Annotated in this window: 21 protein-coding genes and 2 pseudogenes; 3 read left to right on the forward strand and 20 right to left on the reverse strand. The window is 39.0% G+C overall.

Going from position 1 to position 24,095, the window contains the following annotated elements; all coding sequences use genetic code 11:
• From CSV60_RS08260 to CSV60_RS08285, 6 genes and pseudogenes are all read right to left on the reverse strand, one after another.
• A pseudogene (locus CSV60_RS08260) lies at positions 1–458 on the reverse strand (DnaD domain protein); the annotation flags it as partial.
• A gap of 704 nt (positions 459–1,162) precedes the next feature.
• Entirely contained in the window at positions 1,163–2,614 is a 1,452-nt protein-coding gene (locus CSV60_RS08265; protein ID WP_199175264.1) for a Na+/H+ antiporter NhaC family protein, read from the reverse strand.
• A gap of 110 nt (positions 2,615–2,724) precedes the next feature.
• Positions 2,725–3,831 (reverse strand): alanine racemase, encoded by a 1,107-nt coding sequence (locus CSV60_RS08270; protein ID WP_099636646.1) that lies wholly within the window; start codon positions 3,829–3,831, stop codon positions 2,725–2,727.
• Positions 3,828–4,214 (reverse strand): RidA family protein, encoded by a 387-nt coding sequence (locus CSV60_RS08275; protein ID WP_099636647.1) that lies wholly within the window; start codon positions 4,212–4,214, stop codon positions 3,828–3,830. Before CSV60_RS08275 ends, CSV60_RS08270 begins: the two co-directional genes overlap by 4 nt.
• Before the next feature lie 18 nt (positions 4,215–4,232).
• Positions 4,233–4,892 (reverse strand): GntR family transcriptional regulator, encoded by a 660-nt coding sequence (locus CSV60_RS08280; RefSeq protein ID WP_099636648.1) that lies wholly within the window; start codon positions 4,890–4,892, stop codon positions 4,233–4,235.
• Between the two features lie 34 nt (positions 4,893–4,926).
• Positions 4,927–5,901, reverse strand: coding sequence for an asparaginase (locus CSV60_RS08285; protein ID WP_099636649.1), 975 nt, complete (start codon positions 5,899–5,901; stop codon positions 4,927–4,929).
• Positions 5,902–6,228: 327 nt separating this feature from the next.
• On the opposite strand from CSV60_RS08285, the pseudogene CSV60_RS16250 reads away from it, so the two are divergent.
• A pseudogene (locus tag CSV60_RS16250) lies at positions 6,229–6,522 on the forward strand (DUF4181 domain-containing protein); the annotation flags it as partial.
• A 182-nt stretch (positions 6,523–6,704) separates the two neighbouring features.
• Here the strand turns inward: CSV60_RS16250 and CSV60_RS08295 are convergent.
• From CSV60_RS08295 to CSV60_RS08320, 6 genes are all read right to left on the reverse strand, one after another.
• Entirely contained in the window at positions 6,705–8,144 is a 1,440-nt protein-coding gene (locus CSV60_RS08295) for a WD40/YVTN/BNR-like repeat-containing protein (protein ID WP_099636651.1), read from the reverse strand.
• 151 nt (positions 8,145–8,295) lie between these two features.
• On the reverse strand, positions 8,296–8,856 hold the full coding sequence (locus tag CSV60_RS08300) for a class I SAM-dependent methyltransferase (RefSeq protein WP_099636652.1): 561 nt from the start codon (positions 8,854–8,856) through the stop codon (positions 8,296–8,298).
• A gap of 67 nt (positions 8,857–8,923) precedes the next feature.
• Positions 8,924–9,397, reverse strand: a complete 474-nt coding sequence (locus CSV60_RS08305; RefSeq protein WP_099636653.1) for an RrF2 family transcriptional regulator — start codon at positions 9,395–9,397, stop codon at positions 8,924–8,926.
• A gap of 251 nt (positions 9,398–9,648) precedes the next feature.
• On the reverse strand, positions 9,649–10,209 hold the full coding sequence (locus tag CSV60_RS08310) for a class I SAM-dependent methyltransferase (protein ID WP_099636654.1): 561 nt from the start codon (positions 10,207–10,209) through the stop codon (positions 9,649–9,651).
• Positions 10,210–11,043: 834 nt separating this feature from the next.
• Entirely contained in the window at positions 11,044–11,292 is a 249-nt protein-coding gene (locus tag CSV60_RS16045) for a methyltransferase domain-containing protein (RefSeq protein ID WP_233189583.1), read from the reverse strand.
• Between the two features lie 38 nt (positions 11,293–11,330).
• Positions 11,331–12,089 (reverse strand): hypothetical protein, encoded by a 759-nt coding sequence (locus CSV60_RS08320; RefSeq protein WP_099636656.1) that lies wholly within the window; start codon positions 12,087–12,089, stop codon positions 11,331–11,333.
• Positions 12,090–12,203: 114 nt separating this feature from the next.
• On the opposite strand from CSV60_RS08320, the gene CSV60_RS08325 reads away from it, so the two are divergent.
• On the forward strand, positions 12,204–12,806 hold the full coding sequence (locus CSV60_RS08325; protein WP_099636657.1) for a LysE/ArgO family amino acid transporter: 603 nt from the start codon (positions 12,204–12,206) through the stop codon (positions 12,804–12,806).
• A 496-nt stretch (positions 12,807–13,302) separates the two neighbouring features.
• On the opposite strand, the gene CSV60_RS08330 is transcribed toward CSV60_RS08325, so the two are convergent.
• From CSV60_RS08330 to CSV60_RS08345, 4 genes are all read right to left on the reverse strand, one after another.
• Entirely contained in the window at positions 13,303–14,487 is a 1,185-nt protein-coding gene (locus CSV60_RS08330; protein WP_099636658.1) for a GIY-YIG nuclease family protein, read from the reverse strand.
• On the reverse strand, positions 14,480–16,393 hold the full coding sequence (locus tag CSV60_RS08335; RefSeq protein WP_233189584.1) for a DEAD/DEAH box helicase: 1,914 nt from the start codon (positions 16,391–16,393) through the stop codon (positions 14,480–14,482). Before CSV60_RS08335 ends, CSV60_RS08330 begins: the two co-directional genes overlap by 8 nt.
• 236 nt (positions 16,394–16,629) lie before the next feature.
• Positions 16,630–17,664 (reverse strand): phospholipase D-like domain-containing protein, encoded by a 1,035-nt coding sequence (locus tag CSV60_RS08340; RefSeq protein ID WP_099636659.1) that lies wholly within the window; start codon positions 17,662–17,664, stop codon positions 16,630–16,632.
• Between the two features lie 54 nt (positions 17,665–17,718).
• The gene (locus CSV60_RS08345; RefSeq protein WP_099636660.1) at positions 17,719–20,457 is read right to left on the reverse strand and encodes a class I SAM-dependent DNA methyltransferase; all 2,739 of its coding nucleotides are present in this window, start codon (positions 20,455–20,457) and stop codon (positions 17,719–17,721) included.
• Positions 20,458–21,090: 633 nt separating this feature from the next.
• Here CSV60_RS08345 and CSV60_RS08350 point away from each other — a divergent pair.
• Positions 21,091–21,519 carry a HEAT repeat domain-containing protein gene (locus tag CSV60_RS08350; protein ID WP_099636661.1) on the forward strand — a complete coding sequence of 143 codons (429 nt, stop codon included), beginning with the start codon at positions 21,091–21,093 and terminating at the stop codon, positions 21,517–21,519.
• Between the two features lie 81 nt (positions 21,520–21,600).
• On the opposite strand, the gene CSV60_RS08355 is transcribed toward CSV60_RS08350, so the two are convergent.
• The 4 genes from CSV60_RS08355 to CSV60_RS08370 form a co-directional block, all read right to left on the reverse strand.
• Positions 21,601–22,317 carry an endonuclease V gene (locus CSV60_RS08355; protein ID WP_099636662.1) on the reverse strand — a complete coding sequence of 239 codons (717 nt, stop codon included), beginning with the start codon at positions 22,315–22,317 and terminating at the stop codon, positions 21,601–21,603.
• A gap of 112 nt (positions 22,318–22,429) precedes the next feature.
• Positions 22,430–23,038, reverse strand: coding sequence for a CPBP family intramembrane glutamic endopeptidase (locus tag CSV60_RS08360; RefSeq protein WP_099636663.1), 609 nt, complete (start codon positions 23,036–23,038; stop codon positions 22,430–22,432).
• Positions 23,039–23,091: 53 nt separating this feature from the next.
• Entirely contained in the window at positions 23,092–23,352 is a 261-nt protein-coding gene (locus tag CSV60_RS08365; protein WP_099636664.1) for a hypothetical protein, read from the reverse strand.
• 90 nt (positions 23,353–23,442) lie between these two features.
• Complete coding sequence (locus CSV60_RS08370; RefSeq protein WP_099636665.1) at positions 23,443–23,889, reverse strand: GNAT family N-acetyltransferase; 447 nt, start codon at positions 23,887–23,889, stop codon at positions 23,443–23,445.
• Positions 23,890–24,095 lie beyond the last annotated feature (206 nt).

The following is a 24,095-nucleotide window of genomic DNA, read 5'->3' on the forward strand; positions in this document are numbered from 1 at the left end:
TGGTCTTTATTCTTTATTTTTAAAGATTCTTTAAGTTCTTTAGTTATTGGCTTGCCCAATTCCGCCACGTGGACTTGCTCAACTTCGACAGGTGCACGTGGCGGTTCTGAGCAAGTGACTTGCCCATGTTCGAATGCACTTTCAGGCAATCGGGTATAGTCGATGCGGTACCATTTCGTGTTGTCAATTTTCATCCGGTTATGATGATCTGTCGAAATGAGATAGCCTTTATTTTCAAGATCATAAATAATGCGTCTAATCGTGTTCGAAGACCAGAATGTAAATTCTTTTGTCCAGTCTATATACGTTTTATGAATCCACTTATGACCATCTCGAACGTTTTTGGATAGTAGCGATCGGAAATGCACTTGTTGCATAAATAACGCTCCGTTAATTCCCACTAAGTGTACGAGCGACGGTAGTAGCGGTATCGACTCTTCATCAATTAATAATTTCATCTTGTTTCTCCCCCTGTAAAAAAGTTGTAGTAGAGTGCTCACTTTGCACTTCTCATACTCCATATAGAGAGTTTTTCAGAAAAGGATACTGATTTTAAAAATAAATTTTACATACGCTAAAAAAGGAGTGGAAATATAGTACTCCACCCCCTGCTAGTTATGGATTATTTACTTCAAGATTACACAAAATATTTCCGATCACAATATTCATGCCAAGCGTTTTTCATCCCTAATATAGTCTTTTTCAAATATTGCGTAGTAGCTATTGGCTGCATATCCAATTCCCCTTCGATTTATATTGCTGGCTTCATAGGGTATATAGAGGAATTTCCGTTTAAGGATACATAACAATCGAAATTTACAAGTATCCGGTTGATCTAGACACTCTATTTGGTGGTGCTTTTAATTTCCTGTTCGTTATTTTGGATGTTTTTGGTATGATTATGGAAAGAAAGGATACCGATGGGTAGAAGGAAAGGAAAAGGAGGAGTCGTATGTTTTGGATAAAATTTATACTGATTGTCGTATTGGTTTTGACATTTATTTCACTAGTTAAGTTTCTTTTAAGAAAGCTTCTTAAAATTGAAAAAGTAAAGAAAAAGTTTTTTCTATAAAAGTAATATTTCTGTTTGAAAAACGTAACGCATAGCTTCGCGTTTAAAAAGCTCATCGCCAACAGATGGCGACGAGCTGAGATATAATACTTAATCTTCTTTTGTTTGTATTGTCACGGCCGTTTCAGGATTACTCAAATCTCCCAGTGACGTGTCATTGATTGAAAATACACTTGTTTCTGTATCGTCTATTCTACTATTTTCCTCCCAAACCCATGGCGTTTTTTTAATTGTATGATCTGCAAAAGGAATGTAGATGGATATAACAGCAAATAAACCAAGTAGCATCACATACCACATATAAGGAATAATCTCGATTGGAGAGACAATACCGCCCGCAATTCCTACTAGTAATAATATTTGATTACCATACGGTAGAAGACCTTGTGCTACGCTGCTGAAAATGTCCATCAATGCAGCAGTTCTTCTTGGGTCTACTCGGTGTTTATGTGTAATTTCTTTAGCGATATCGTTTGTTGCAATTAGAGCTGCTGTGTTATTCGCTATCGCAGCATCTGCCAGTGCAACCATTCCAGCAATCCCCAGTTCAGCAGATTGCCGACTATTAATCTTCTTTGTTACTTTCTCTATAATGAATTGAATGCCACCAGCATCTTTCATCATTTGAGAAAGCCCGCCAATAAATAGTGCCAACACTACAATTTCAATCATTCCTTCAAAGCCTTCAAATACTGCCTGATTGAATGTCAAGAAGGTTAAATCACTAGTGAACAATCCGATAATTCCAGAAAGTACAATCCCGCTCGTTAACACGGCAAATACATTCATTCCCAATACTGCAAAAAGTAAAACAACGAAATAAGGTATAACTTTTATCAGATTATATTCGCCGATTTCTATCGGAGCGGAAGTCGCCTGTCCGCCAAATACCAGTAGTAATGCAATAGTTACCACTACTGCTGGTAGCGCAATCCAGAGGTTAATACGAAACTTGTCTCTCATTTCTACTCCCTGACCCCTTGTTACAACGATTGTAGTATCAGAAATGATCGATAAATTATCTCCAAAGAATGCTCCTCCCAACACAGCAGCAAATAACATGGCCATATTCAAATCCGCAACTTGTCCGATGCTAAACGCGATTGGCGCCAAAGCTGCTACAGTTCCACTTGATGATCCTGTTGCCAAAGACATTAGAGAACAAATTACAAAGAATCCGGCAATAAGAATAGACGTGGGCATGAAAGTTAAGCAAAGATTCACGAAGGAGTCTACTCCACCCATGACTCCCGCTACAGTAGCAAATGCACCCGCCAGTAATACGGTTAATACCATAATTGCGATGTTTTCATTTGTACAGCCCGAAATGAAGGATCCTACTTTCTTTTCCATGGGGGCCTTGTAGATGACAAATGCTGAAATAACCGCTAGGAATAATGCAGCAGAAGGCGGTATCTGATGAAACGGCTTTTCTACTCCAGCAATTGTTAAAATAATCCCTGTTCCAACCATAAGACCGATAAATATTAATAACGGTAATAAAGCTAACCCATTCGCGCCTCTATTTTCTATTCTATTCATTTCCCCACTACCCTTCAGAATATTCTGACCATAATTCGCACACTGACTGTAATCGCTTACAAAAACAAGTCTTCGATAGTGTCTGCTTTCATTCAGACACTATCTCTCAATTATTGTAATTTCCCTCTGCCTTTGACTTCATATTCCTCTACTACTTTGCCATCTGAAATTAAGTAGGCTTTCTCATGTAAATTACATACTGGACAAATATGATTAGGAATGATCTCTACTTTGTCTCCTATTTTAACTTCATTACTAAACTTTTCATTATAAATGATGGCATGCTCATCATAGACATCGTAAATATATACTTCATCATAATCTTTAATGCAACCTAAACCAGTAGTTTTGGTTATTCCTTTACTTCTGGTTTGTGCAGTAATCCCTTTCGCACCGACATCGGTTATTACTCTTTCACGAGTAGGTTTACTAATAACTGTAGTTAATATTGTAGCTGCACATTGATCGTAAGAATTAATTACATTAGCCTGTGAAGCGTCCATAAAGACATATGTTCCAGGTCTGATTTCTGTCACTCCGGTAGGTATGTCATAGCCTTGAAGTAAGGAAGGTGTAGAACCAATACTCACCACCTCTAGATGAAGTCCATTTTCACTGGCAAGTTCTGAAAATCTAAGTGTTCTAGCAACACTGGTGTAAAATATATCTCTGCATTCTTCCAAGTTTTCGGCCATATAAGAATGCCCATCATGAGAGAAGATACCTTTAAGTTCAATATTGTTACACTTTTTTAACTCATCCAGAAGTATGATAAAATCACTTTCTTCTATAATTCCTGAGCGTTCTTCTCCTACTTCGATTTCAATTACGACTTTCGCCTTCTTTTTGGAACCTTCAAAGATTTCTTCGATATCCGGAAGTTGTCTCGGATCGTCGATACCAAAAGAAATTTCTATAGTATCGGATAACTCTCTGATCCGCTCTATTTTTTGTCTCCCCACTACTTGGTTGGCAATAAAAATGTCCTGCAGTCCACTTTCGGCCATCACTTCCGCCTCACCCAATTTAGCAACAGTGATTCCCCTCGCTCCAAGTTTTTCTTGAATAATAGCAATCTCCGGGATTTTATGAGTTTTAGTGTGAGGGCGCAATCCTACTTTGTTTTCGTTTGCATACTGTTGCATGAATCCAAGGTTTTTCATCATAATGTCTCGATTAATTAATAGAGCCGGTGTATCTAACTCATTATATTTCATTTAGATTCCTCCATTGCAGCGATTGCTTCAATTTCCACAAGACACCCACTATACAGGTCATTTGAAGGGACGACTACTCTCGCAGGCTTGTGGTCTCCAAAAAAATTCGAGTAAACTTCATTTAGCTCCGGCCACAACTTAACATCAGGTATGTAAACCCTGCACATAATAATTGAATCTTTCTTTAATCCTGCTTCTTCCAGTACATACTCTAGATTCCGAAGCGCCTGAGCAGCTTCCACTTTCACTCCGCCTTGAGGTATAGTTCCTGTTTCTGGATTTATCGACAATTGTCCTGATATATATAACACACCGTTAAATTCCATGGCGGGGACATAGTGTCCTCCGTCACGTGTCGAGAATTTCGTTTCAATTTTCCTCATGGCAATTGCCTCCATATTTTAAATGTTGTTTAACAAATATTCTAAATCGTCTTCCATATGTTCTTGCATTAAAATTGATGCTCTATCTGCATCTTGATCTTTCATTGCATTGTATATTTCAAAATGTTGTTTGTGGATAATGACTCTTCTTCTTGCGTCCCTAAGCTTGGAACTTTTATAGAACCGTGTTAAATTTCTCAGATGGTTGGTCTGTTGATACAATCTTTCATTTTTACTACCAATGAGAATTATATCGTGGAAAGCTGAGCACATTCTATTAAAGTCTTCGGATTCATTAGGGTTCTCAAGTTCGTTAATAAATTTTTCTTTTTCCCAAAATAGTTCTTGCAATTCCTGATGAACTTCTTCAGTCCAATTCGTAATTAACAATCTGACTGCGAGTGATTCCAGAACAATTCTACATTGGTAGATTTGTTTCAGATCTTCCTTAGATGTTTTATAAACAAATAAAGTACCATTTTTTCGAAGAAGAAGACCTTCCAGTTCAAGTTTCCCAACCGCTTCTCTAATTGGACCTCTACTGACTTTTAACTTCTTGGCTAATTGCGCTTCAATAATTTGTTCATCCGCTTTAATTGCACCAGTTAAAATATCTTCTCTAATTGCCTCGTAAATTTGTAAATACAATGGCGGTGCTTGCACTATTTGTATTGTCAACCTCTACTTCTCCTCTCTGCTCTATCGTTTAACATCATTTTTCGAAATATTCTTTATCGATACGAACACCCGCTGCTAATAATACCGCCAGCTTAATTCTAGCCTTTTTCCCATCATAGTCGCTACCAAGAATAACCCCTTCATTTTGCAAGCTCCATGCACTACCTGGGAAATCATAGACGGTCTTAACTTCTCCCTCTTCCGCGCTAGTGGTCAGAATTACAATAACGCCTTTCTGAACTGCTCGCTTCACGCTGTCTAAAATATAAGGAGGAGCGTGCCCTCTGCCCGGTGCCTCGACGATGATTCCTTTCGAGCCCGAATCTGCAGCACAGTCAATAAATTTCCCATCTGATCCTAGCGTACATTTCACAAGGTCTATAGTTGGCAACGGATTGTTAATCGCATACGTTTCTCTATGAATAGGTTTTTGATAGTAAGAGACTTTCTCTTGATCCACAATTCCTAAATAACCAAATCCGAAAGAAGTAAACCCATCCACATTTGAGGCATGCTTTTTTTGAATATAACGACCCGAGAAAATTCTCTCATTAAATAAAGCAATCGTTCCCAAGCTACGGCTTTCCGGATGTGCTGCTAAGATAATGGATTGCCTTAAGTTAACAAAAGCGTCCGTTCCAATAACAGTTGGCCCTCTTTGTGAACCTGTAATAACTACAGGACGGTCATCAGAAATGACAAGATCCAAGAAGTAAGCGGTTTCTTCTAAAGTATCCGTACCATGCGTAACCACTATGCCATCGACCTGCTCATCTTGAAATACTTCTTCAATCTTCTCTTTAAGTGTGTATAAATATTCAAAGTTCATATGGTTGCTTGGGATTTGAAATACTGACTGAACATCCACGGTAATTGTTTCAGGCAAATCACACATCTCTGATAGTTCTTCTCCAGACATAACACCTGCTGTAAGCAAACCGGTTTCTGGGTTTCTCTTACTGGCGATTGTTCCACCAGTACTTAACATGACAATTTTCTTTTTTTCCATTTTTAATCCACCTACTCTTTACTTATTATTCTTTTTGCTTTAAATGTTTACTGTTAGCTGTTAACAGCTAACAGTAAGGAAATATTAGTACAAAAAAAGTGAGTTGTCAATACTATTTAGTAAATTTAAATTTATCTAACTATTTTTGATAATAATTTGTTTTCACACTATGGATTAGAAGATGAACAAAGATAATAGAATAAGCTGTTCCATAACAAAATAGCTCAATTCAAAAATAGCTTAAAGCAACTTTCATGAAAGTTGCTTACTTAGGCAATCGAAAGATTTAGTGGCTAACTTAATATTACAATTTAGAAAAAAGTTTTTTCTTTTAATCATATAAATGAATCGCATCGAAAAATCGATAAAGTATTGCGAATTCTTTCTATGATCAGCCTACTCGCATTATATTCTGCGCTGTTGTTTTATGATGAGGAGTTACTTTATTGGTTTTTCTTCGCCGTCATGGCTTTTGCGATACTGGATTATTTGATCAGAGCCTTTTTTGAAAGGAAGTATACTCACGATCCGAAACAATCGATTTTGACTGTAACGGAAATATTAATATTAGTAGTGGCCATCATCATCGTGGTTCAATTTAACTTTCTTGGTCCCTATTGAAAGATACACTCTATGAGTAAAGAAGACTCCTACTTATGGTAATGCGCGATGAAACGAAGTCTTGTTGAAACATTCATTTATAGTGTTAGGTACCAGGCGCTGAATTAATTCCAAATAGTTTCAAGCCTGGTACCATACATCACTAATTATATTTCTAAATGATTAATATCCACTTTATAAAACTATTTACTTTCAACCTCTTTTACATATTCCCAAGTTTCACCATGATCATTTGATTGATAAAGTCCACTACTATTACCATTATAATCACCATCTGATCCTTGCCCAACTAACATATTAAGAACCCCATTTTTCTCAAAGGGCAGACCTGGAAAATCAAATGGCTTTATAGATTGCCCACTATCTAATTTCATTTCCTGCATGGCGTAACTTACCTCTTCGAAAGATATCCCTCCATCATTTGTGCGGTATAGTACTCCTTCAGTACCAGAAGGTCTTGCTGCCCTTAAAAATCCAAGTTCCTCATTAATAAAAGTTATTCCTGCTGCGCTACCAACTGTTCCATTGAATGGATCTTGATTGATAACTGCCCAATTTTCACCACCGTCACTAGTCTTTCTAAGTGAATAAAAAGTACTTCCTAATGCTTTATCTATAACATCTAATCTATAACCAACTTCTATTGAAAGATAAAACTGTTCATCAGTAGTAAGTATCTCTTGCCGATCTCCTTCAAAATTATCTTGTGATTGAGTCGTATTTAACTGACTCCAATCCGGTTCACCAAGTACATTATATCTAGCAGGTATGATCTCCTTCTCTTTTCCAGGAACAAAAATAGATACCGTATATCCAATTATTTCAGTTGTGATTTTTGTAGGAGTCTGCTTCACGCCATTCTCATCCATGTTAATAATTCCCTCTGTATTATAGCCCCAATTTCTTTTTCCATAATAAACTAACCCATACGTATGTTCATTCCACATACCCACCGTCTGCTTAATTGGAATAACCTTAACCGTTCTAATTAGAGGTTCCACTAGCTTTTCCTCATCATAATCTGTATTTAGATGTCCGTTTAATCTTACAGTAATAGTAGACGCCTTATTTTGATCGTAAGTGATTAGGTAACTTTCTTCCTCCCCATCAGCATTTTTCCCATAAACAAATGTATCAAAAGATGTGATGGTCCCATCCTGATTAAACTCAAGATGAAAATCACTTTCCATATATAATTTCTTCGGCAAAGCATATTCTTTATTTATATCTGTAAAAATTCCTTCTACTTCATCCATATATATGTTGTTATGTTCAAACTCGACTGAAGCTTCATTTTTTAATCTATCAATAAACCAAGCAAGCTCGCCTCCGAAATTTGTTGCACTTTTATAAATCTTCACTCCATAAAATACTGTTATAATCATGATCATTACAATAGAAACATACTTCCATGCCTTCATATTAATCAATTTTTTGGGTTCAAGTTGCTTACCTTTCAACATTTTCATTATAGAAAATATAATTATGGAAATTAAAACTAGTGTAGTTATGAATAAAATAGAAACAGTATGATTTATTCTTCCATACATACAGAGTAAAGCTAATTCATAACAAAAAATCCAATATACAATGATAAATAGTGGATTGGTTAATAACGACATTAATATCCTTTTCAGATTTCCTCTAAATATGTAAACCACTCCTAACCAACATGTGTCATCTCTATTTCATAGTTTTGATAGTACATTATATCATGTTTTAAAAACGGCTCGATTGCGAGGTCTACGCAATCAAGCCGGTTGATATAAAATTTCACTTTCTACAAGTAGCTATAAACATCGATGCATCTTGATTCGCAAAAATCTGTTTCCCATGATAGAAGGTCTTACAAGTAATAGAAGTAAATCCGACTTCAGTTAATAGGCTGTTTAATTCATTATGCGAAAACCCACTATGAATTTTCGGATGATTCACTTGATCATTTTTGTCAAAATCCACAATAAGTAGCTGGCCATCAGTAGGTAAAATGCTAAACAGCCTTTGCAAAATTAATTTAGTGTCGGGAATATGAAGAAGAACTAAAGAGAGTAACACGATATCTGCCTTAAGTTCAGGCATGTCTTCCGTAAAATCTGAATACAGTACTTCGCAGTTCGTAATGCCTCTTGCCATAATTTTATCTGTTGCATCCCGTAATGCCTGTTTTGAAGAATCTACGAGCAATATCGAATCTACTAAGTCCGTTAATTCTAAACTTACTAGACCCGAACCACTCCCATAGTCGACTAATTTTTTTGATTCACTACCTTGTAATAATGGTCTTACTTCCTCCACAATCACGTTAACCAATTCCATTCGTTTTTCCGTTTCCATACTTCACTCTCCCGTTTTATTGATCAACATTCATGCTCGATAGAATAATTTTGATTCAATAAATCACTTATTTTTTATGCAAAGGATTATTACAGTCTTTATTTGCCTTATCTAAAATAGATTGTATGGTTTGATTCACCAAAAATTGATGTAAGGTACTTTCAGCCTGATCCATGACCTCTTTAATTCTACAAACGCGTTGATTCTCCTTTAATTCATCGCTCTCATTTGTCATTGACGTGTGTTGTCTAGAATCCGAATTGGAACAATTGAACATTGACTGTCTGCCTTCAGTAGATAAAATGACATCTAAGAATGTGATCTGACTTGCTGAACGTGATAGTTTATACCCGCCTTTCACACCAGGGACTGCTCTTACAAGCCCATCTTTCCGCAACTGAGTCATGATTTTAGACAAATAACTCTCCGATACATCTAACATGTCTGCTAATTCTTTAATTCCTATTTTGTTTTCCTGCTCTGATATTGCCAAATGAACTAAAGCGTGCAGCGCATAATCAGTACTTTTTGCAAATTGCATTTTTTAACCCCATTTATCATATTATTTCATATTAACGTCTATCCATAATATCTATAATGTACAATTGGAAGCCTATAGTCAATTTTTCAATGTATTCTTTGCATGACCCCATTAATAGGTATGACAGCAAAGGCAATAACGCGTTGGGCGACACCATAAGCTGCAAAATACATATCTCCTCCGTATTTGATTCACATCGTGTGAATCAATATAGCGATGATGCTAAATGATACAACTAGTTCAATATCGTATTATTTATTTTTTTGTGCAACAATTATATAAACGGCTTCATTTACCATTTTCATTTGAGGATAAAAAATCTCGACGTTATCAAAGCCGGCATTCAGAACGTTTTCTTTCATATCTTTTGACGAAACTCTCGGACCTTTTGATAACTCTGACTTCTCTAATTCAATACAAAGAAATACGCCTTTATTTTTTAAGACCCTATATATTTCGTCTAACGCAAGCGAAAGTGGTTTGACTTCGTGAAGTGATATTGAAGCAACAGCCTTATCAACTATTTCGTTACGTAGTTGTATATCTTTGAAATCTGATACGAGTGTTTTAATATTAGTAATTCCATTTTCTCCAGCTTTTGTTTCCAAATATTTTAAAATATCTTCATCAAAATCAAGTGCAGTTACCTCATCTACATACTTAGAAATCGGAAGACTTATATAGCCAACTCCAGCTCCAAGATCTAATAATTTATCCTCTTTATTAAGTGAAATGAACCGAAAAAGTTCTTCGGCAGGGACACGCTTTATATTTTCTAAGTTAGTTATTTTCCTAATTAGTTTTTGATTCATTTTACTATTCCTCCATTTTACAGATATTATAGATTGTTTATATCTATAATTCATCTATTATTATTTATAAAAAAATTGTTTCAAGGATAATAAGATTGTATCCTTTTTAGTTCCATTTATAACTTGCTGTCTCTTGATTTCAACAACGAGATATTCATCTAGGTCCCTTGCCGACAATTTTTCTTAACTCTGCGTGAATTATACCATCCCTAGTAATGAAACCATGCAATTCATTTGTCACAGCATGTCTAGGTTTATTACCATCAGATAATACCGTTTTCCGCTCAGATCTTTCAAAAAATTAGAAGTGTTTAAACCAGCTCGTCCCCTCCTATTACACTTTAATTACAGTTATTAAGGACACGTAATGTCTGTAATTAATTTTATAGTATCACTCTACACTACTTAAATCAACTTAGACATTTTGAAAACATATTAACAATTGATGTAGGACGAAGTTAAATACGACATAAAAGATTTTCTATATCGAAATATATTACTTTTTTTAATGTAATCATCCAGAAGATGTCGAATGGTAACCAGCTATTACAGCAAGTCATGGCAGGTTTTAATGTGGGCAGTACATTACCTCCCTATTTTCAAAATGGCTCGATTGCGAGGTCTACGCAATCGAGCCGGTTGATATAAAATGTTACTTTCTACTAGTGCATGTAAACATTGATGCATCTTGATTTGCAAAAATCTGTTTCTCATGATAGAAGGTCTTACATGTAGTTGGCGTAAAACCACTATGAATTTTCGAATGATTCACTTGATCATTTTTGTTAAATTCCACAATAATTAGCGGCCATCAGTAGGTAAAATGCTAAGCAGCTATTGCAAAATTAATTTAGTATCAGGTATATGAAGAAGAACTTCAGATAGTAACACAATATTTGCCTTGAGTTCTGGCACGTCTTCGGTAAAATCTGAATACAGCACTTCGCAGTTCGTCATGCCTCTTCCAATAATTTTATCTGTTGCATCCTGTAATGCCTGTTTTAAAGAGTCCACGAGCATTATCGAATCTACTAAGTCCGTTAATTCTAAACTAACTAGACCCGAACCGTTTCCACACTTCACTCACCCAGTTCATTCGTTGCACGACCTGGCACCACAAATCACTGTTGTTTCTCAACAATTAATCGCCCTTTTTGCTGATCAACATTCACAATGAATTCTTTACCATTTTCCAAATTGGTTGAGACTGTTTTTCCTTGATACTGTTCATCTGCATAAACAAATATATACCCCTCTTTTTCAAAAGCAACGAAATCCTCACGCTCACCTTCCCGTAATTCTACTAACCCATACCCTTCTTTTGAGTAATTAAAGAGCGCAATGGCAGGCAAGTCATTGATCGTTAACGCAAAGGCTATGAGTTCGCCATCCAACCATTCATCTTGTTTAACGATGTCTATACTTTCCTTATCTAATGTATACGCCTCACCATACGTAAATTCGATTTCCCGCCAAAGTTCCTGTGGTGTCGGATACCCGTAATCTGACCAACCGCCTACTTGTGTTACCTGATCGTCTTTACCAACACGCAACATCACACCAAACTTAGGTGTTTCTATATCATGTACTTGAAAATCACCAACTACATGTCCTGCCTCATACTGTTTCGGGGAAATTCTGAATTCCCTATCCGGATAGCTTTTTTCCAGATACTCACTAACGGTCTTATAGGCTTCCGCATGATCATTCGTTTTCAAAGTAGGATAGTAGAGAATATATCCTATATACCCTATGATAAGTGTGCTAGATAACGTGATGGCTAGCTTTTTTCGCTTTCTGAAAATAAGCCAAAGAACTACACTCACCATTACTATGACAAACCCCATTGCAAAAAAGTATAGTAGTTCACCTGGATTCATGTACTCTCTCCTTTCCAGGGATCAGGCATAAATTGTACGGAAATAAAACTCACCAATTGCGCGTTTTCTTTTAGCTTATAATAATAGAATAGAAATTGATAGGATGTGGTATGAATGGAGGCTGCAATTCATGGTATTATTTTGGCATTTGGCTTAATTTTACCACTAGGTGTTCAAAATGTATTTGTGTTTTCACAAGGTGCTACACAGCCGAGAGTTCTCCAAGCATTTCCGGCGACGATTACAGCCGCACTTTGCGATACTTTTTTAATCGTATTGGCTGTATTTGGACTATCTACTATTGTCTTGCAATTTGAATGGCTGCGATTTAGCTTAGTCCTCGTAGGCGTATTATTTTTACTGTATATGGGGCTATCCATTTGGAATACAAAACCAAAAGCAAATGAATCGAATAACGCGTTACCCATCCGCCAGCAAATCATGTTTGCTTTATCCGTTTCTTTATTAAATCCTCATGCCATCTTGGATACTGTAGGAGTGATCGGGACTAGCGCGTTAAAATATGTGGGGCAGGATCAAGTATATTTCACAATCGGTTGTATTGCAGTAGCTTGGGGTTGGTTCTTCGGATTAATGATTGCAGGTTCAGTGTTAAAAAAGCTGGACACTACTGGAAACTTGATGAATATATTAAACAAGTGTTCGGCTTTGTTTATTTGGGGAACTGCTATTTATCTTTTGATTGGATTAATATAAGGTTTAGTTGATGTTGCCGAAAAGCAGTAAACTTATGTGTTATGAAATTTTTTGGTATTTGAATAGAGAATAATGGATTTTTACAGGATTCAAGAAAAAACGGTTCCACTCATTGATCTGAAATGAGTGGAACCGTTTATGAAGAATAACCTGTCAAAGTGAGAAGTTCGACTTCAATGTCACTTATTCTACTTAATGATTCGGCTCCTTTGTTACATTGACAATCTGCTCAGACTTCTTTAGTTATGTTTTCCGGTGAGTTGTGGAGGCGGTGGAAGTCGACCTAGTGTCTTCAAGAATACCTTCACGCCAACACTCACAGCTCTTTGTTAAACATTTTAAGAATCTTTAACATCGGCTTTAGCATCGGTTTAGTTAAAAAGAACATTCGGAGGCAAGGTTCCACAACGTTTTACTGCTGTATTAGAAATCCCACTGTTTGAATTGACATTTCAGAATATTATCTTTCCGAGTACAATATCTAATCATCTCAACTCTATTTAGTAAGTTGCACCAAACTTGCCGTCTTAGGATCATAAGCCACATTGGTAATCGATCCATCAAGAATACGACTAACCGCTTCGTCAATCACATAAAGCGGTACTAGGAACCATTCCTTAGGCCGTACGGGATTACCAAAGCGATCATGGATAGTTAAGTTGAGTTGAGCAGATGCAAAAATACGGTGGAATATACTTTCCAGCCGAGTGCGGTTGATGCCAGCTAATTTATAACTAGCGACAACTTCGACATCCGCCAGCAGGTAGGTAGCGTCAAGGGATGCATTAGCGATACGAGATTCAACTTTGCTACCTGTAACACCTATCTTATGAATCAGTTTATGATTCTCTGCAATAAAAGGATGATTGGACAGGCTACGTAGGACGTAGATAGTACCACTTTCGACATCGTCTTCATCCCAGTTTGCGCTAAATAAAGGTCCATAATCAGGCTCGGTCAAGCGACGCCCAGCCTCATCTTTGTACAGCGCGCGCTGTAAAGACCTGAGTAGAAGGTTACTTTCGGTACCGTTTGAGTAGATGACTTTAAGCCGGGCATCAGGATGGCCATTCGGCGCTTTCAATTCCTCCCCCTTCTCAGCCACATAGACAAGCTGTCCACCTAAAACGAAAAAATTACCTGTATTGATACCAGCATCCTTACCAAATAACCGCGTTTGACGAACGCCAGAATTAAGTTCATTCTGAACCTGCTCAAACAACGGCTGGAAGCGACCAAAGTCCCCACACTTCTCGCGTTTGGCTATTTCTTCGGCTACCCGTATTTCAGCTCTTGGGCGGACATGGCATAGTTCTGTAATGCTGGAAGGTTCAGCCTCTCCTTCAAGTTCTGCGAGCAGATCATCGTCATCTAACGATCCCATTGAGTCAACTGAAATAACCTCATTCTTGTTCAGTAATCCTTGATAATCGAGTGATTCAAGAAGAATCCGACATTCCTCTTGTTTACGCATGCGATCGAGACGCACGGCGTACAGCCTTTCAAAGACATCATTCTCTTCACCATGCTGTGGGGCGCGACCATACCGATCCATAAATCGCTGTATTTCCTCAAATCCAGCAATAATGTGTTCCTCGCGTGTCGAGTAAGAGCTTGTTTTCGCTAACTCCTGATCCAGACCAAGCGCATCAAGAAGATCATCATCAGAAAGATTAGTCATTTATATCCCCTCCACCGACTTCTGCAACTTTCTGCTGCATGCGATAGTGCCTCAAAGCAGCTATGCCTTCGGCCATGCGCTTCTCCCATGGGTCTTGCGCCTTTATGTCCGGTAGTCTTCCGCGTTCCTTTTTGAATCGTAAAGCCCGTTCAGCCAGCGACCTTGATTCATCATAAGAAATTTTTATACGCTTACTCGAAATCACAGCTGCAACCTGTTTCAAACTGTTCTCGCTAATTGCTTTTGCAAGGATTGCGTATGCCTCGCTGAATGGATTAATACTGTCGATGAGATCGATATCTAGTTCTCGCACATCCATCGCAAACTTACGTAACCCGTCAATAAATGCGGTGTTTGAAACTGTCTCGCTACTGTTCTTTGTACTGGCAAGCACAGTTTGCTTGGCCAGTTGCGTCATATTGAGGGCAGCAACTGCGTACTGCCGTACAGCCTCCTGATCCTCTATATCAAGGTCGGGGTATTTATCCTTGATGATCTTACCCATATAAACCTGGGTCAACTCCTCTGCCACCATTTCGCTGTCAAATAAGCCGCGCTCGATGGTTTCTTTGTCCTGTACAAATGATGCGATCACTTCCGTCAAATCCTCTCGACAAATGCGTGCTGCTTCTTCGCTCTTGGGTTCAGATAGACCCGCGATCTCTATCTGTAGCTGTCCTGTTTCATGGTTGAAGCCGACATTGCATTTAACTGTGTCATAACCTTCGTTGCCATAGTCGAACCCTTGCATAGGACCATTCTCTGGATTCTTCGTCTTAAACTCGAAGCGTGGCGCAAGGACTTGCTCCATCAACAAACTGGCGGCAATTGCCTTCAAAGTATCGTTAACGGCTTCGGTAACTGCCTGCTCGGATGCGTCTAGTTCAGCAATCAGGTTGGTGAAACGGGCACGGGTTTTTCCTGGTGCATCACGTGTCGCCCGACCAATAATTTGTATTACTTCAGTTAGACTAGCCCGATAGCCTATCGTTAGTGCGTGCTCACACCAAATCCAATCGAAGCCTTCCTTAGCCATGCCCAGGGCAATGATAATGTCAACGTGATCACGGTTGTTCTTATGTGCAGGATCTTTTAGCGCGGCAGATACCCGATCGCGCTTGGTCGGATCGTCATTTACCAGGTCGGCAATCCGGAGTAGTTGACCATCTTCCGTCTTGACTATCTGGAAACCAGTCGCTGGATCAGTACCCTGCCATTCACCAAGTTCATCAATGATGTATTCGACCTCCCTGATCTTATCCTTCGTGCTCTCGCGCGAATTGACGTTCGGAATGTGAATAATGGTTTTCTCGGACGGTTCAAGCACCTTGAGTATGTCATCAGTATACGAACCTGAATAGAAGTAATAGCCAATATCGAGTTGTTTCAGGTACTCGTAGCCATTAAGTTGCTCGTAATAAGTGTATGTGACAGTATCAAACTTCGACTCATCATTAGGATCTAAAACTGCCTCCGAATCACCTCGAAAGTAGGAACCTGTCATCGCTACGATATGAACCCGATTACGAGCAATAAACTGCCCAAGATGTAAACCGAGTTTATTTTCAGGATTAGCTGAAACGTGGTGGAACTCATCCACGGCAATCAGCCGATTGTCAAACTTCTCCACTCCGAATTTATCTACAGCGAAACGGAAGGTAGCGTGAGTACAGACCAATACCTTATCGTCGCTTTCAAGGAACGCGCCTAATGTATTTACCTTACCACCATTATCAGTGCCTGGCGAGTTACATAGATTCCACTTTGGCTCGACGCTCCAGTCGGCCCAAAAGCCAAACTGACTAAGGGGTTCGTCGTTGAAGCTCGAACCAATCGATTTTTCAGGCACCACAATGATAACCTGCTTTAGCCCTTGATTCTGGAGCTTGTCTAAAGCGATGAACATCAGGGCTCGGCTCTTTCCTGATGCCGGGGGCGACTTGATATTAGTAAGTACTGTTCTCCGCGCCGCTCGTAAGCACGTTCCTGCATTTGGCGCATGCCAAATTCATTAAACTTCATTGCACTACTATTACGTTCATAATTTACAGAAATAGATGGAACATAGCTGGGCTGCTTATTACTCTTCATTGGGGCATTACCTCTTCCCTACACTTCTTCAATGGATCTATAGATGGTATGTTAGGAAATGTGTCCATAACGCCTACCACTCCCCATCACTTTTACCTCTGATAATCTGTCTCCGAAAGCCGTTTCAAAGTCATCCATTTCTAAAGCTCGTAATACAAAATTCTCTTCAGATCGCTGAAACACCAGAATTTTTCCGTCATAAATAGTGAATCCATACAATTCTGGAATGGGCAAAGTTATTTTCTCCATCATATTGTTACCAAGTCGCAAATTGTATGCAATTACCTTTCCAATAGGTGTTTCAAATTTAATATTTCCTATCACGGTATTAGGTTGCAAATCAGTAGGAGGATTAAACCCAAAATATCTCGACATCCCCCTTGGAAAATCAATTTGATTGCCGGGCCTGTTCGGTCCACGATTCTTTGTTACATAACCGGCCTCAATCCAAAAAATCTCTATTTCACTATGAATATTGCCGCCTTTCAATAAACTTTCGGACACTTTTCTGGATAACGAGGCATTCCAGCTCTCCTCATATTCATTCAAAATATCGGCTACCGGAGTAGCTGTCAGCCAAAGTGATTCGGCCAATTCAATACTTGACTCTAGAGAATAACCAAATTGGCTGGCGGTTTTGGTGCAGATTACAGCTCCCGCTTCGATGCTATTACGAAGTCCATTTGAGGAAAAGTTCCCCGATCCAACTACCATCCCATACAGATTAGCATCAGGATTTTGCAACAACGCCATTTTCGCATGGAAATCACGTCGCGGGACAAAACCTTTCTGATTTACAACCCAGTCACCGTCATATATGCGAATATCAGAATTTCGCTGTTCATATATAAATCGAAGTGCTTGTGGTTGCGTTCTGCCATAATCAATACCAAACAGCCATCTTGATGGTGTGTCATTCCAAAAGGCCTGTCCCAACTCAAGGTCAAAGGTTGCAACCCCTGATTGTGTGGCATAAGCATACACACCAAGGAAATCTCTTGTCCTCACTTGATCATGAAGTCGCTTTATTTCGGAAATTGTAGTTGGCATGTTCTTATCGTAATGTAAAAAACTAGTTAAACTCAATTTAACACCCCATTATCAGACCGTATTTATTCTCGTTTGCTCTTTCATAAGTCCTTAGTTAGTCATTTTTGAATAAAGCTCAAATAACTTTTCCAGTCGCTCTGTATCATTCTTGAACTGACGTCCTATATATATTCTTTCTAACGTTTCATCGTTTCGTAAATGTGCATTACGCAGGTCATCGGGCATTGAATCAGGATCATATAACTCAGCAATTGTTTTTGGGTAATGATGTTCCCTTGCCAAAAGAATTTCTTCTGCACAACGCGTCAGGTCATTTTTGTTCTTTTGCGTTAATTTAGGGACAGGAAATGTATTCCAACCGATAGTATTTGAATATCTAAAATCCGTCTTCAGCTTACCACACACAATCGAAATCCAAACGAGATGCATCCGGGAGGCAATTAATGCCATATTCCACAGGGGGGCATCATATAAAGCAAACAGTAGGTCGCTAACAATTACATTGTCGTCCACCAAGTCAACTGGCAAGTATGGTCTTCTTTCGGATGAAACCTTCGCAACAACAAGCGAATACTTCTTTGCTGTTCCCGCAATCTGTACAAAACGATGTGGACGGGCAGCGAAATCACGAGTAGATTTTGCTGAACTTCTCAATCGGAAAGCTCTGACTTTATCTATAACTGTTTTTAAATAAGGGTGCTCACTCGCGTAATCAGCATCTTTATCATCAATCCAAATACACCATCTAGGCTTTCCTTGAATCATTTGTTCTGATCCTATATATAGACGAATAAATTTCGATATTTCAGGGAACTGCCTCAGCACCCTCTCTCTCTCTTCCCCATTTATAACGAATGCTCCTCCATCTCTCGGCATATTCCCGAACAGCATCGGCGAAGTTTCCGATATGGGCCTACGGGATTGGGTGACCGGGTTAACTCGACCAGTGGTAAGGTACGCATTAATATAATCAACCTGTCTCTCTATAACAGATTCATTTTCCCCCACGTTGAATAATCGACGGACTGGCTGTGGTTTTGTTCCAATTCCAACAATAACCACGGTTACACCAGCGTTATTGCTCGCCAAATTCGACCATTTAAATGAAGTGTGAGCAAAAACGATTTGGTGGCCAGTATCAAAGATTGCTGGCCAAAGGATAGGTACCTGTAAACCTTGGCAAATCGAGTTTGTAGATACAAAAGCCGAAATCGCATCAGTTCTTATACCGTATTCCGCAGCTTTCATGAACCAGCCTGCGACATAATCAAGGGACTTCCAGCTCATTTTTCTGCTACCAAAGATGGCTTCTAGGTCTGCCTTTTGCGCATCCGATTGCCACTTACTCCCTAAATATGGCGGGTTACCGCATATATATGTCTCTCCGCCCTCATTTTCAAAGTCAATCTCTGCTTGTTCTAATGGTGTGTTGAAAAGGTCATCGGCGTTAAAATTCACGCCTATTCCAGTCGGTGGACAGATACTTAGCCAGTCCAATCGGAGAGCATTGCCACAAGTAATCCAGTTATCCGCTGATAGCGGTAAAAATTCGGTCAGAGCTAGTGTCATTCCTCGATAAAGAACGTCACATTGGAATTCTGCAATAATGAGAGCAAGGCGGGCAATTCCAGCCGAAAAATGGCGAAGTTCAATTCCACGAAAATTGGTCAATGGTATATCACTCTTACGCCCGTGTTCACCTCGTCGCTCATTAATTATGTTTTCAATCTCCCGCATCTGCTTATAAGCGATGACGAGGAAGTTACCTGAGCCACAAGCAGGATCAAAAATCCTTATTCTTGACATACGCTTGCGCAAGTTGAGCAACATTCGATGGCTGTCTCCCGCTGCTTCAAGCTGTGCTCGTAAATCATCCAAGAACAGCGGATTAAGTACCTTTAGGATATTGGGCACACTTGTATAATGCATTCCCAACGCTCCACGTTCCTCTTCGTCCGCCACTGCTTGAATCATAGAGCCAAAGATGTCTGGATTTATCTTTGTCCAGTCCAATTTACCGACGTGTAGGATGTAAGAGCGGGCGATTTTGCTAAACCTTGGCACATCTACACTTCCTGAGAAGAGTCCACCGTTAACATAAGGGAATGCGTCGGCCCAACGTGCTAATTTTGCATTTGTACGGTCATCAATCTTTGTGTTCATGGCACGGAAGATTTCGCTAATTACTTCATGCATGTTTGATGCATCCCGGGCACTCATTTGATCGATAGTGTCGGTGAACAGACCTCGACCGCTGAAAATGCCGGTGTCCTCAGCAAAAAAGCAGAAGATCAGCCGTGCCATAAATTGGTTCATCTCGTGGCTCCGTTCAGCCGTTCCCCATTGAGGGTTGTCTTTCAATAGCTCGACATAGAGTCGATTCAACCGGCCCGTTGCCCTGATATCGAAAGAGCTATCGCGTACCTGCTTTACGGTCGTAATTCCTGCAAGCTGCAAGAAAAATCCAAAGTGATCTGGAAAATTCTTATAAGCACAGGCAACCGTCTCACCCGAACCTAACTCCTCGGCTTCAAAGTATTCCCCATCAGTAGCGAGGATGTAGCGTGCTTTTGCCCTGGTCGTTGCCTTACTCTCTTTAAGTGTGGAAAAGGTCTTGGTTACTTCCCCAGGTTTAGCGATTGCGATATGGATATTGTTCGTCTGTAGGACGCCGCCCATATCAGACTTATTCGATTCGCCCGAGCGCAGGCGCCTGATTGTCGTCTCTTTGTTCCCGAACGCCCGCAGAAAGGTAAATGGGAACTCCTCCTTATCAAAAGGCTGTATTACCAACTCAGAGACTGCTGCTTCAATTTCAACTGGGTTCATGCTTAATTCCTCCTGATCTAATTTCTAATGTCGACATGAAGCCCTGGTGTACTTACTGCGGCGATTGTAAACAACGCACCAGTAATACTCGACTATAAATGCAATCGGTAACTTCGTTTTCTTTTTATGTCGAATTGGCTATGTCAAACTTTAAATGAATGTATAGCCATTCTCTATTTCTCTTTCAAATTATAACAACACCTAAATTAGAAGTCTAATACAGGTCTCAGCTTCAACTCGGCAGACCAGTTCTTCCCTTAGACGAACACCGACACAAGGCTTACTAGTATATCAACCTGCTTCTTTATATTTCGGGTAAAAAGCCAATAATCATATACTTGTTGGATAGCAGGAATCGCATGCTTAATAATTGAGGTGCAGTTCATTTACAAGGGTTCTCGTACTGGTTGAAACTGTTTAAAATCATATGAAATTGGCATATGGAGACAGCGGGAGTCGAACCCATCTCCCAGAATAGTCGCCCCAATGCAATTCACCTCAATATAATCTGTTTCCACTTTCCCTACCCACCCTAACCAGCAATCCATCGCTATTTTCACCCAGACAACGTATAATAAGAAAAGCAGAAGAAGAATCCATTCTTCCTTTAGTAAAAAAAAGAGGTGCACTTACTTGAAACAGTTTGAAACAGCATTACCTGAGCAGTATGAAACATTAAAGAAACAGGCCAATTATACGTCTAGTTGGCGAGAGCGTTTGGAAGCAGTCAACATATTATCGGATTATCAACATGACAAAGTCATAGATTTATTAAAAAATCGTATGCAGCGTGATACTGTCCGCCAGGTGCAAGTAGCAGCCTATGAAGCACTTATGGCTTTTGGCGAAGACGTAGAGAAGCCATCACCTGCACGTTTTGATATTATCAAAAACACAGACAAAATCTTCCTTCGCGTGAAAAAGAGCCTGCCGAAGGACCATACTGTGGCAGACTTTGCGGATAAATTAAAACGTATGCGTGTAGATGTCTTTGATGCGTATGAAGGCGACAAAGGTGTAGAATTTATGAGTTGGTTAGAGGAACGTTGGGCAAAACTGTAATACGTAGTTTTGCGATGTATGAAAGAAAGTCATTCTCTCCGTTTGTGGAGGAGATGGCTTTTTCTTATTAATAAAAGTATCTTATTTATTGTCCCGTAGCTGTCTTCTGTTTTTCTTTGTGGCCAAATCTGCCAGCCTTACCGGTATGGGTAATCGACTTTCGCTATTTATTAATTCCTCCGTGATAGTAGTGGCTGTTCGTAAGTCTATATAGTTCCCACATGAAACAAATATAGGTTTTACATCTTGATGTGTCCGTAAAACTCTGCCGTATATCTTGTTATGTATGATGATATCCGCAAAAGAGCCCGCCCTATTTTTAGGCAATTCAAAATCGGCATCGGCTATTTTCAAGTAACTTTTGGCGATGCCGATCGTTGGTTTATTTAGAAAGAAAGAAGCATGCGTTGCGATTCCCATATGCCGCGGATGCAAATAGCCATTGCCATCAAACATAAATAAATCTGGCGTATGTGTAAGCTTTTTGGCCGCTTCAATCACTAGGGGAAGTTCCCGAAATGCCAAATACCCTGGTATATAAGGGACTACGACCATTCCGGTGCTATGTGTTTCTTCAATCACCGCCCTTGTCGCATAGTCCATGACGGCGATGCTACAAACACCCCATTCAATTCCTTCATCTTCCCAGTAAGCTACATCCACTCCCGCAATGAACTGGATATCCGTAGCAGTCAATCTATTATCCAAGCTTATCTTTTCTTTTAAACAGTTTTGAATGGCAGTCCATTTCTTATTGTCGGTTGATAGCGGATGGATATGCTGTATATGTATGTTCATTCCTCCTAGATGACTTAATTATGTAATTCTATTGAGAAATTGGCCGGCTTACTTTTACCTATAATATGTTCGTTGTTATGTATATATATACTCCGACCCGTAAATAGTGTGTTCATTTCTTAAAGCGTATTAAATTGTATTTAAATAAGATCGTCATCCCAATATTCATGATGAAATGAACAAATATCGGTACTAGCAGATTATTGGTCTTAAAATAGATCCAACCAAAAACTACGCTCGGAACGCTGATATTCAATAACATAATGGGCTTTTTAAAATATTGGATATGAAAGACCAAAAATAATCCGGTCGTTAATAGAATGGCCAGCCACTCGTGGGATGTATATAAGAAAAGTACATTTTGAATGATGCCCCTAAATAATGTTTCTTCAAACAATGCTGCTATAAACATAAAAGTAAAAATCCTTGGTAGTGAATCATCTTGGTATGTATGATTGGTACCATCGATATAATTCGATGGCATAGTAAAAGTCAAGATGACCCCGAATAGCAATAAGGCAATAGATGAAACACCTAAAATCATGAAAGATTCCATTGGCCGATCAAACGACAGTAGATTTTGTATGGTAAGTATATCGTAAACCAAAAGGGCAAAGATGATAGCAAAACAAACGAACGTAAATGAAGAAAATACACCTATCATGTCTTTGGTTATGGAACTCTGTGTGCTTTTTTCGGACCTATTTTTAGCGTGATCCATTTATATGACTTCCTCTCTAATTGAAGAATTACATTCGTTGATAGAATAGCCTTTCATTCATTCGGGAGTCTGATTACATTCTTGGAAGGCATTACCCAAACTTTATATGTATCGTCTATTGACCTTTCTGTAATCACCCTAAAATCTTTTATCTCCGCAAGTCTAAAAACTAAAGCATACGCTATTTTATAATCAGACGTTTCATAGCCATCGTACAGTTTTGCATACATTTCATTCGCTATTGAGTCGGCCCAAACATCCGCTTCGAACAAGCTATCAAATATGAAATTTTCTGTTTTCCATTTATATGTCATCAACTATCCACCTCTCTAATCTTCTAACAACTTAAGACCAGATTCTATATACTAGGCCCCCACCTGTTAACGAAAGAACTAATCATTTACCTAGTAGGATAAGCTTAATTCATAATGATAAAATTGTGTATCGCGTTCATACCCGTTTTTCTCATATAGTTTTTGAGCCGTGTAGTTATCTGGTGCCGTCTCCAACACAATACTTTTTGCGCCTGTTTCACGGGCATAGTCTTCCGCCTTTTGTAAAAGCGTTTGACCGATTCCTTGTTTTCGGGCTTCTGGATCTACATACATATCATTTAGTATCCAAGATTTTTTCATCGAAATGGATGAAAAAGTGGGATACAGTTGTGTGAAACCGACGTACTTTCGATCGTTCTTCACCACAAATACTACAGATTCTTTATTTTCCAGACGTTCTTTTATATAATTTCTTGCGCCCTCCACATCTGACGGTTGTTTGTAGTACACGCGGTATGCATTGAATAATTTTGCTACACCTTCCAAATCCGAAATCGTAGCCTGATGTACTTCCATTTGAAATCCCCCTAGTCGTTTTTATATCTACATTTTGTATTTCAGTTGTATTTCATTATTCCTTGAAATAAATCGTATACAGATCAAACATCACTCCACTATTCATACGTTCACAAAGTGTAGAAGGGTTCACTTTTTCGAAGGTTTTGAATTTATTCAACTATGTCTCCACTTTTTTCTATCCGTTTCAACTCTATCTATTTTCA

It is taken from the genome of Sporosarcina sp. P7, assembly GCF_002743425.1.
GTDB lineage: Bacteria > Bacillota > Bacilli > Bacillales_A > Planococcaceae > Sporosarcina.

Bases quoted from the DNA above. Each gene is read 5' to 3' on its own strand.
- CSV60_RS08265 (WP_199175264.1), bottom strand. From the start codon at position 2,614: ATGAATAGAATAGAAAATAGAGGCGCGAATGGGTTAGCTTTATTACCG.
- CSV60_RS08270 (WP_099636646.1), bottom strand. From the start codon at position 3,831: ATGAAATATAATGAGTTAGATACACCGGCTCTATTAATTAATCGAGAC.
- CSV60_RS08275 (WP_099636647.1), bottom strand. From the start codon at position 4,214: ATGAGGAAAATTGAAACGAAATTCTCGACACGTGACGGAGGACACTAT.
- CSV60_RS08285 (WP_099636649.1), bottom strand. From the start codon at position 5,901: ATGGAAAAAAAGAAAATTGTCATGTTAAGTACTGGTGGAACAATCGCC.
- CSV60_RS08295 (WP_099636651.1), bottom strand. From the start codon at position 8,144: ATGTCGTTATTAACCAATCCACTATTTATCATTGTATATTGGATTTTT.
- CSV60_RS08300 (WP_099636652.1), bottom strand. From the start codon at position 8,856: ATGGAAACGGAAAAACGAATGGAATTGGTTAACGTGATTGTGGAGGAA.
- CSV60_RS08305 (WP_099636653.1), bottom strand. From the start codon at position 9,397: ATGCAATTTGCAAAAAGTACTGATTATGCGCTGCACGCTTTAGTTCAT.
- CSV60_RS08310 (WP_099636654.1), bottom strand. From the start codon at position 10,209: ATGAATCAAAAACTAATTAGGAAAATAACTAACTTAGAAAATATAAAG.
- CSV60_RS08320 (WP_099636656.1), bottom strand. From the start codon at position 12,089: ATGAATCCAGGTGAACTACTATACTTTTTTGCAATGGGGTTTGTCATA.
- CSV60_RS08325 (WP_099636657.1), top strand. From the start codon at position 12,204: ATGGAGGCTGCAATTCATGGTATTATTTTGGCATTTGGCTTAATTTTA.
- CSV60_RS08330 (WP_099636658.1), bottom strand. From the start codon at position 14,487: ATGACTAATCTTTCTGATGATGATCTTCTTGATGCGCTTGGTCTGGAT.
- CSV60_RS08335 (WP_233189584.1), bottom strand. From the start codon at position 16,393: ATGTTCATCGCTTTAGACAAGCTCCAGAATCAAGGGCTAAAGCAGGTT.
- CSV60_RS08345 (WP_099636660.1), bottom strand. From the start codon at position 20,457: ATGAACCCAGTTGAAATTGAAGCAGCAGTCTCTGAGTTGGTAATACAG.
- CSV60_RS08355 (WP_099636662.1), bottom strand. From the start codon at position 22,317: ATGAACATACATATACAGCATATCCATCCGCTATCAACCGACAATAAG.
- CSV60_RS08360 (WP_099636663.1), bottom strand. From the start codon at position 23,038: ATGGATCACGCTAAAAATAGGTCCGAAAAAAGCACACAGAGTTCCATA.
- CSV60_RS08365 (WP_099636664.1), bottom strand. From the start codon at position 23,352: ATGACATATAAATGGAAAACAGAAAATTTCATATTTGATAGCTTGTTC.
- CSV60_RS08370 (WP_099636665.1), bottom strand. From the start codon at position 23,889: ATGGAAGTACATCAGGCTACGATTTCGGATTTGGAAGGTGTAGCAAAA.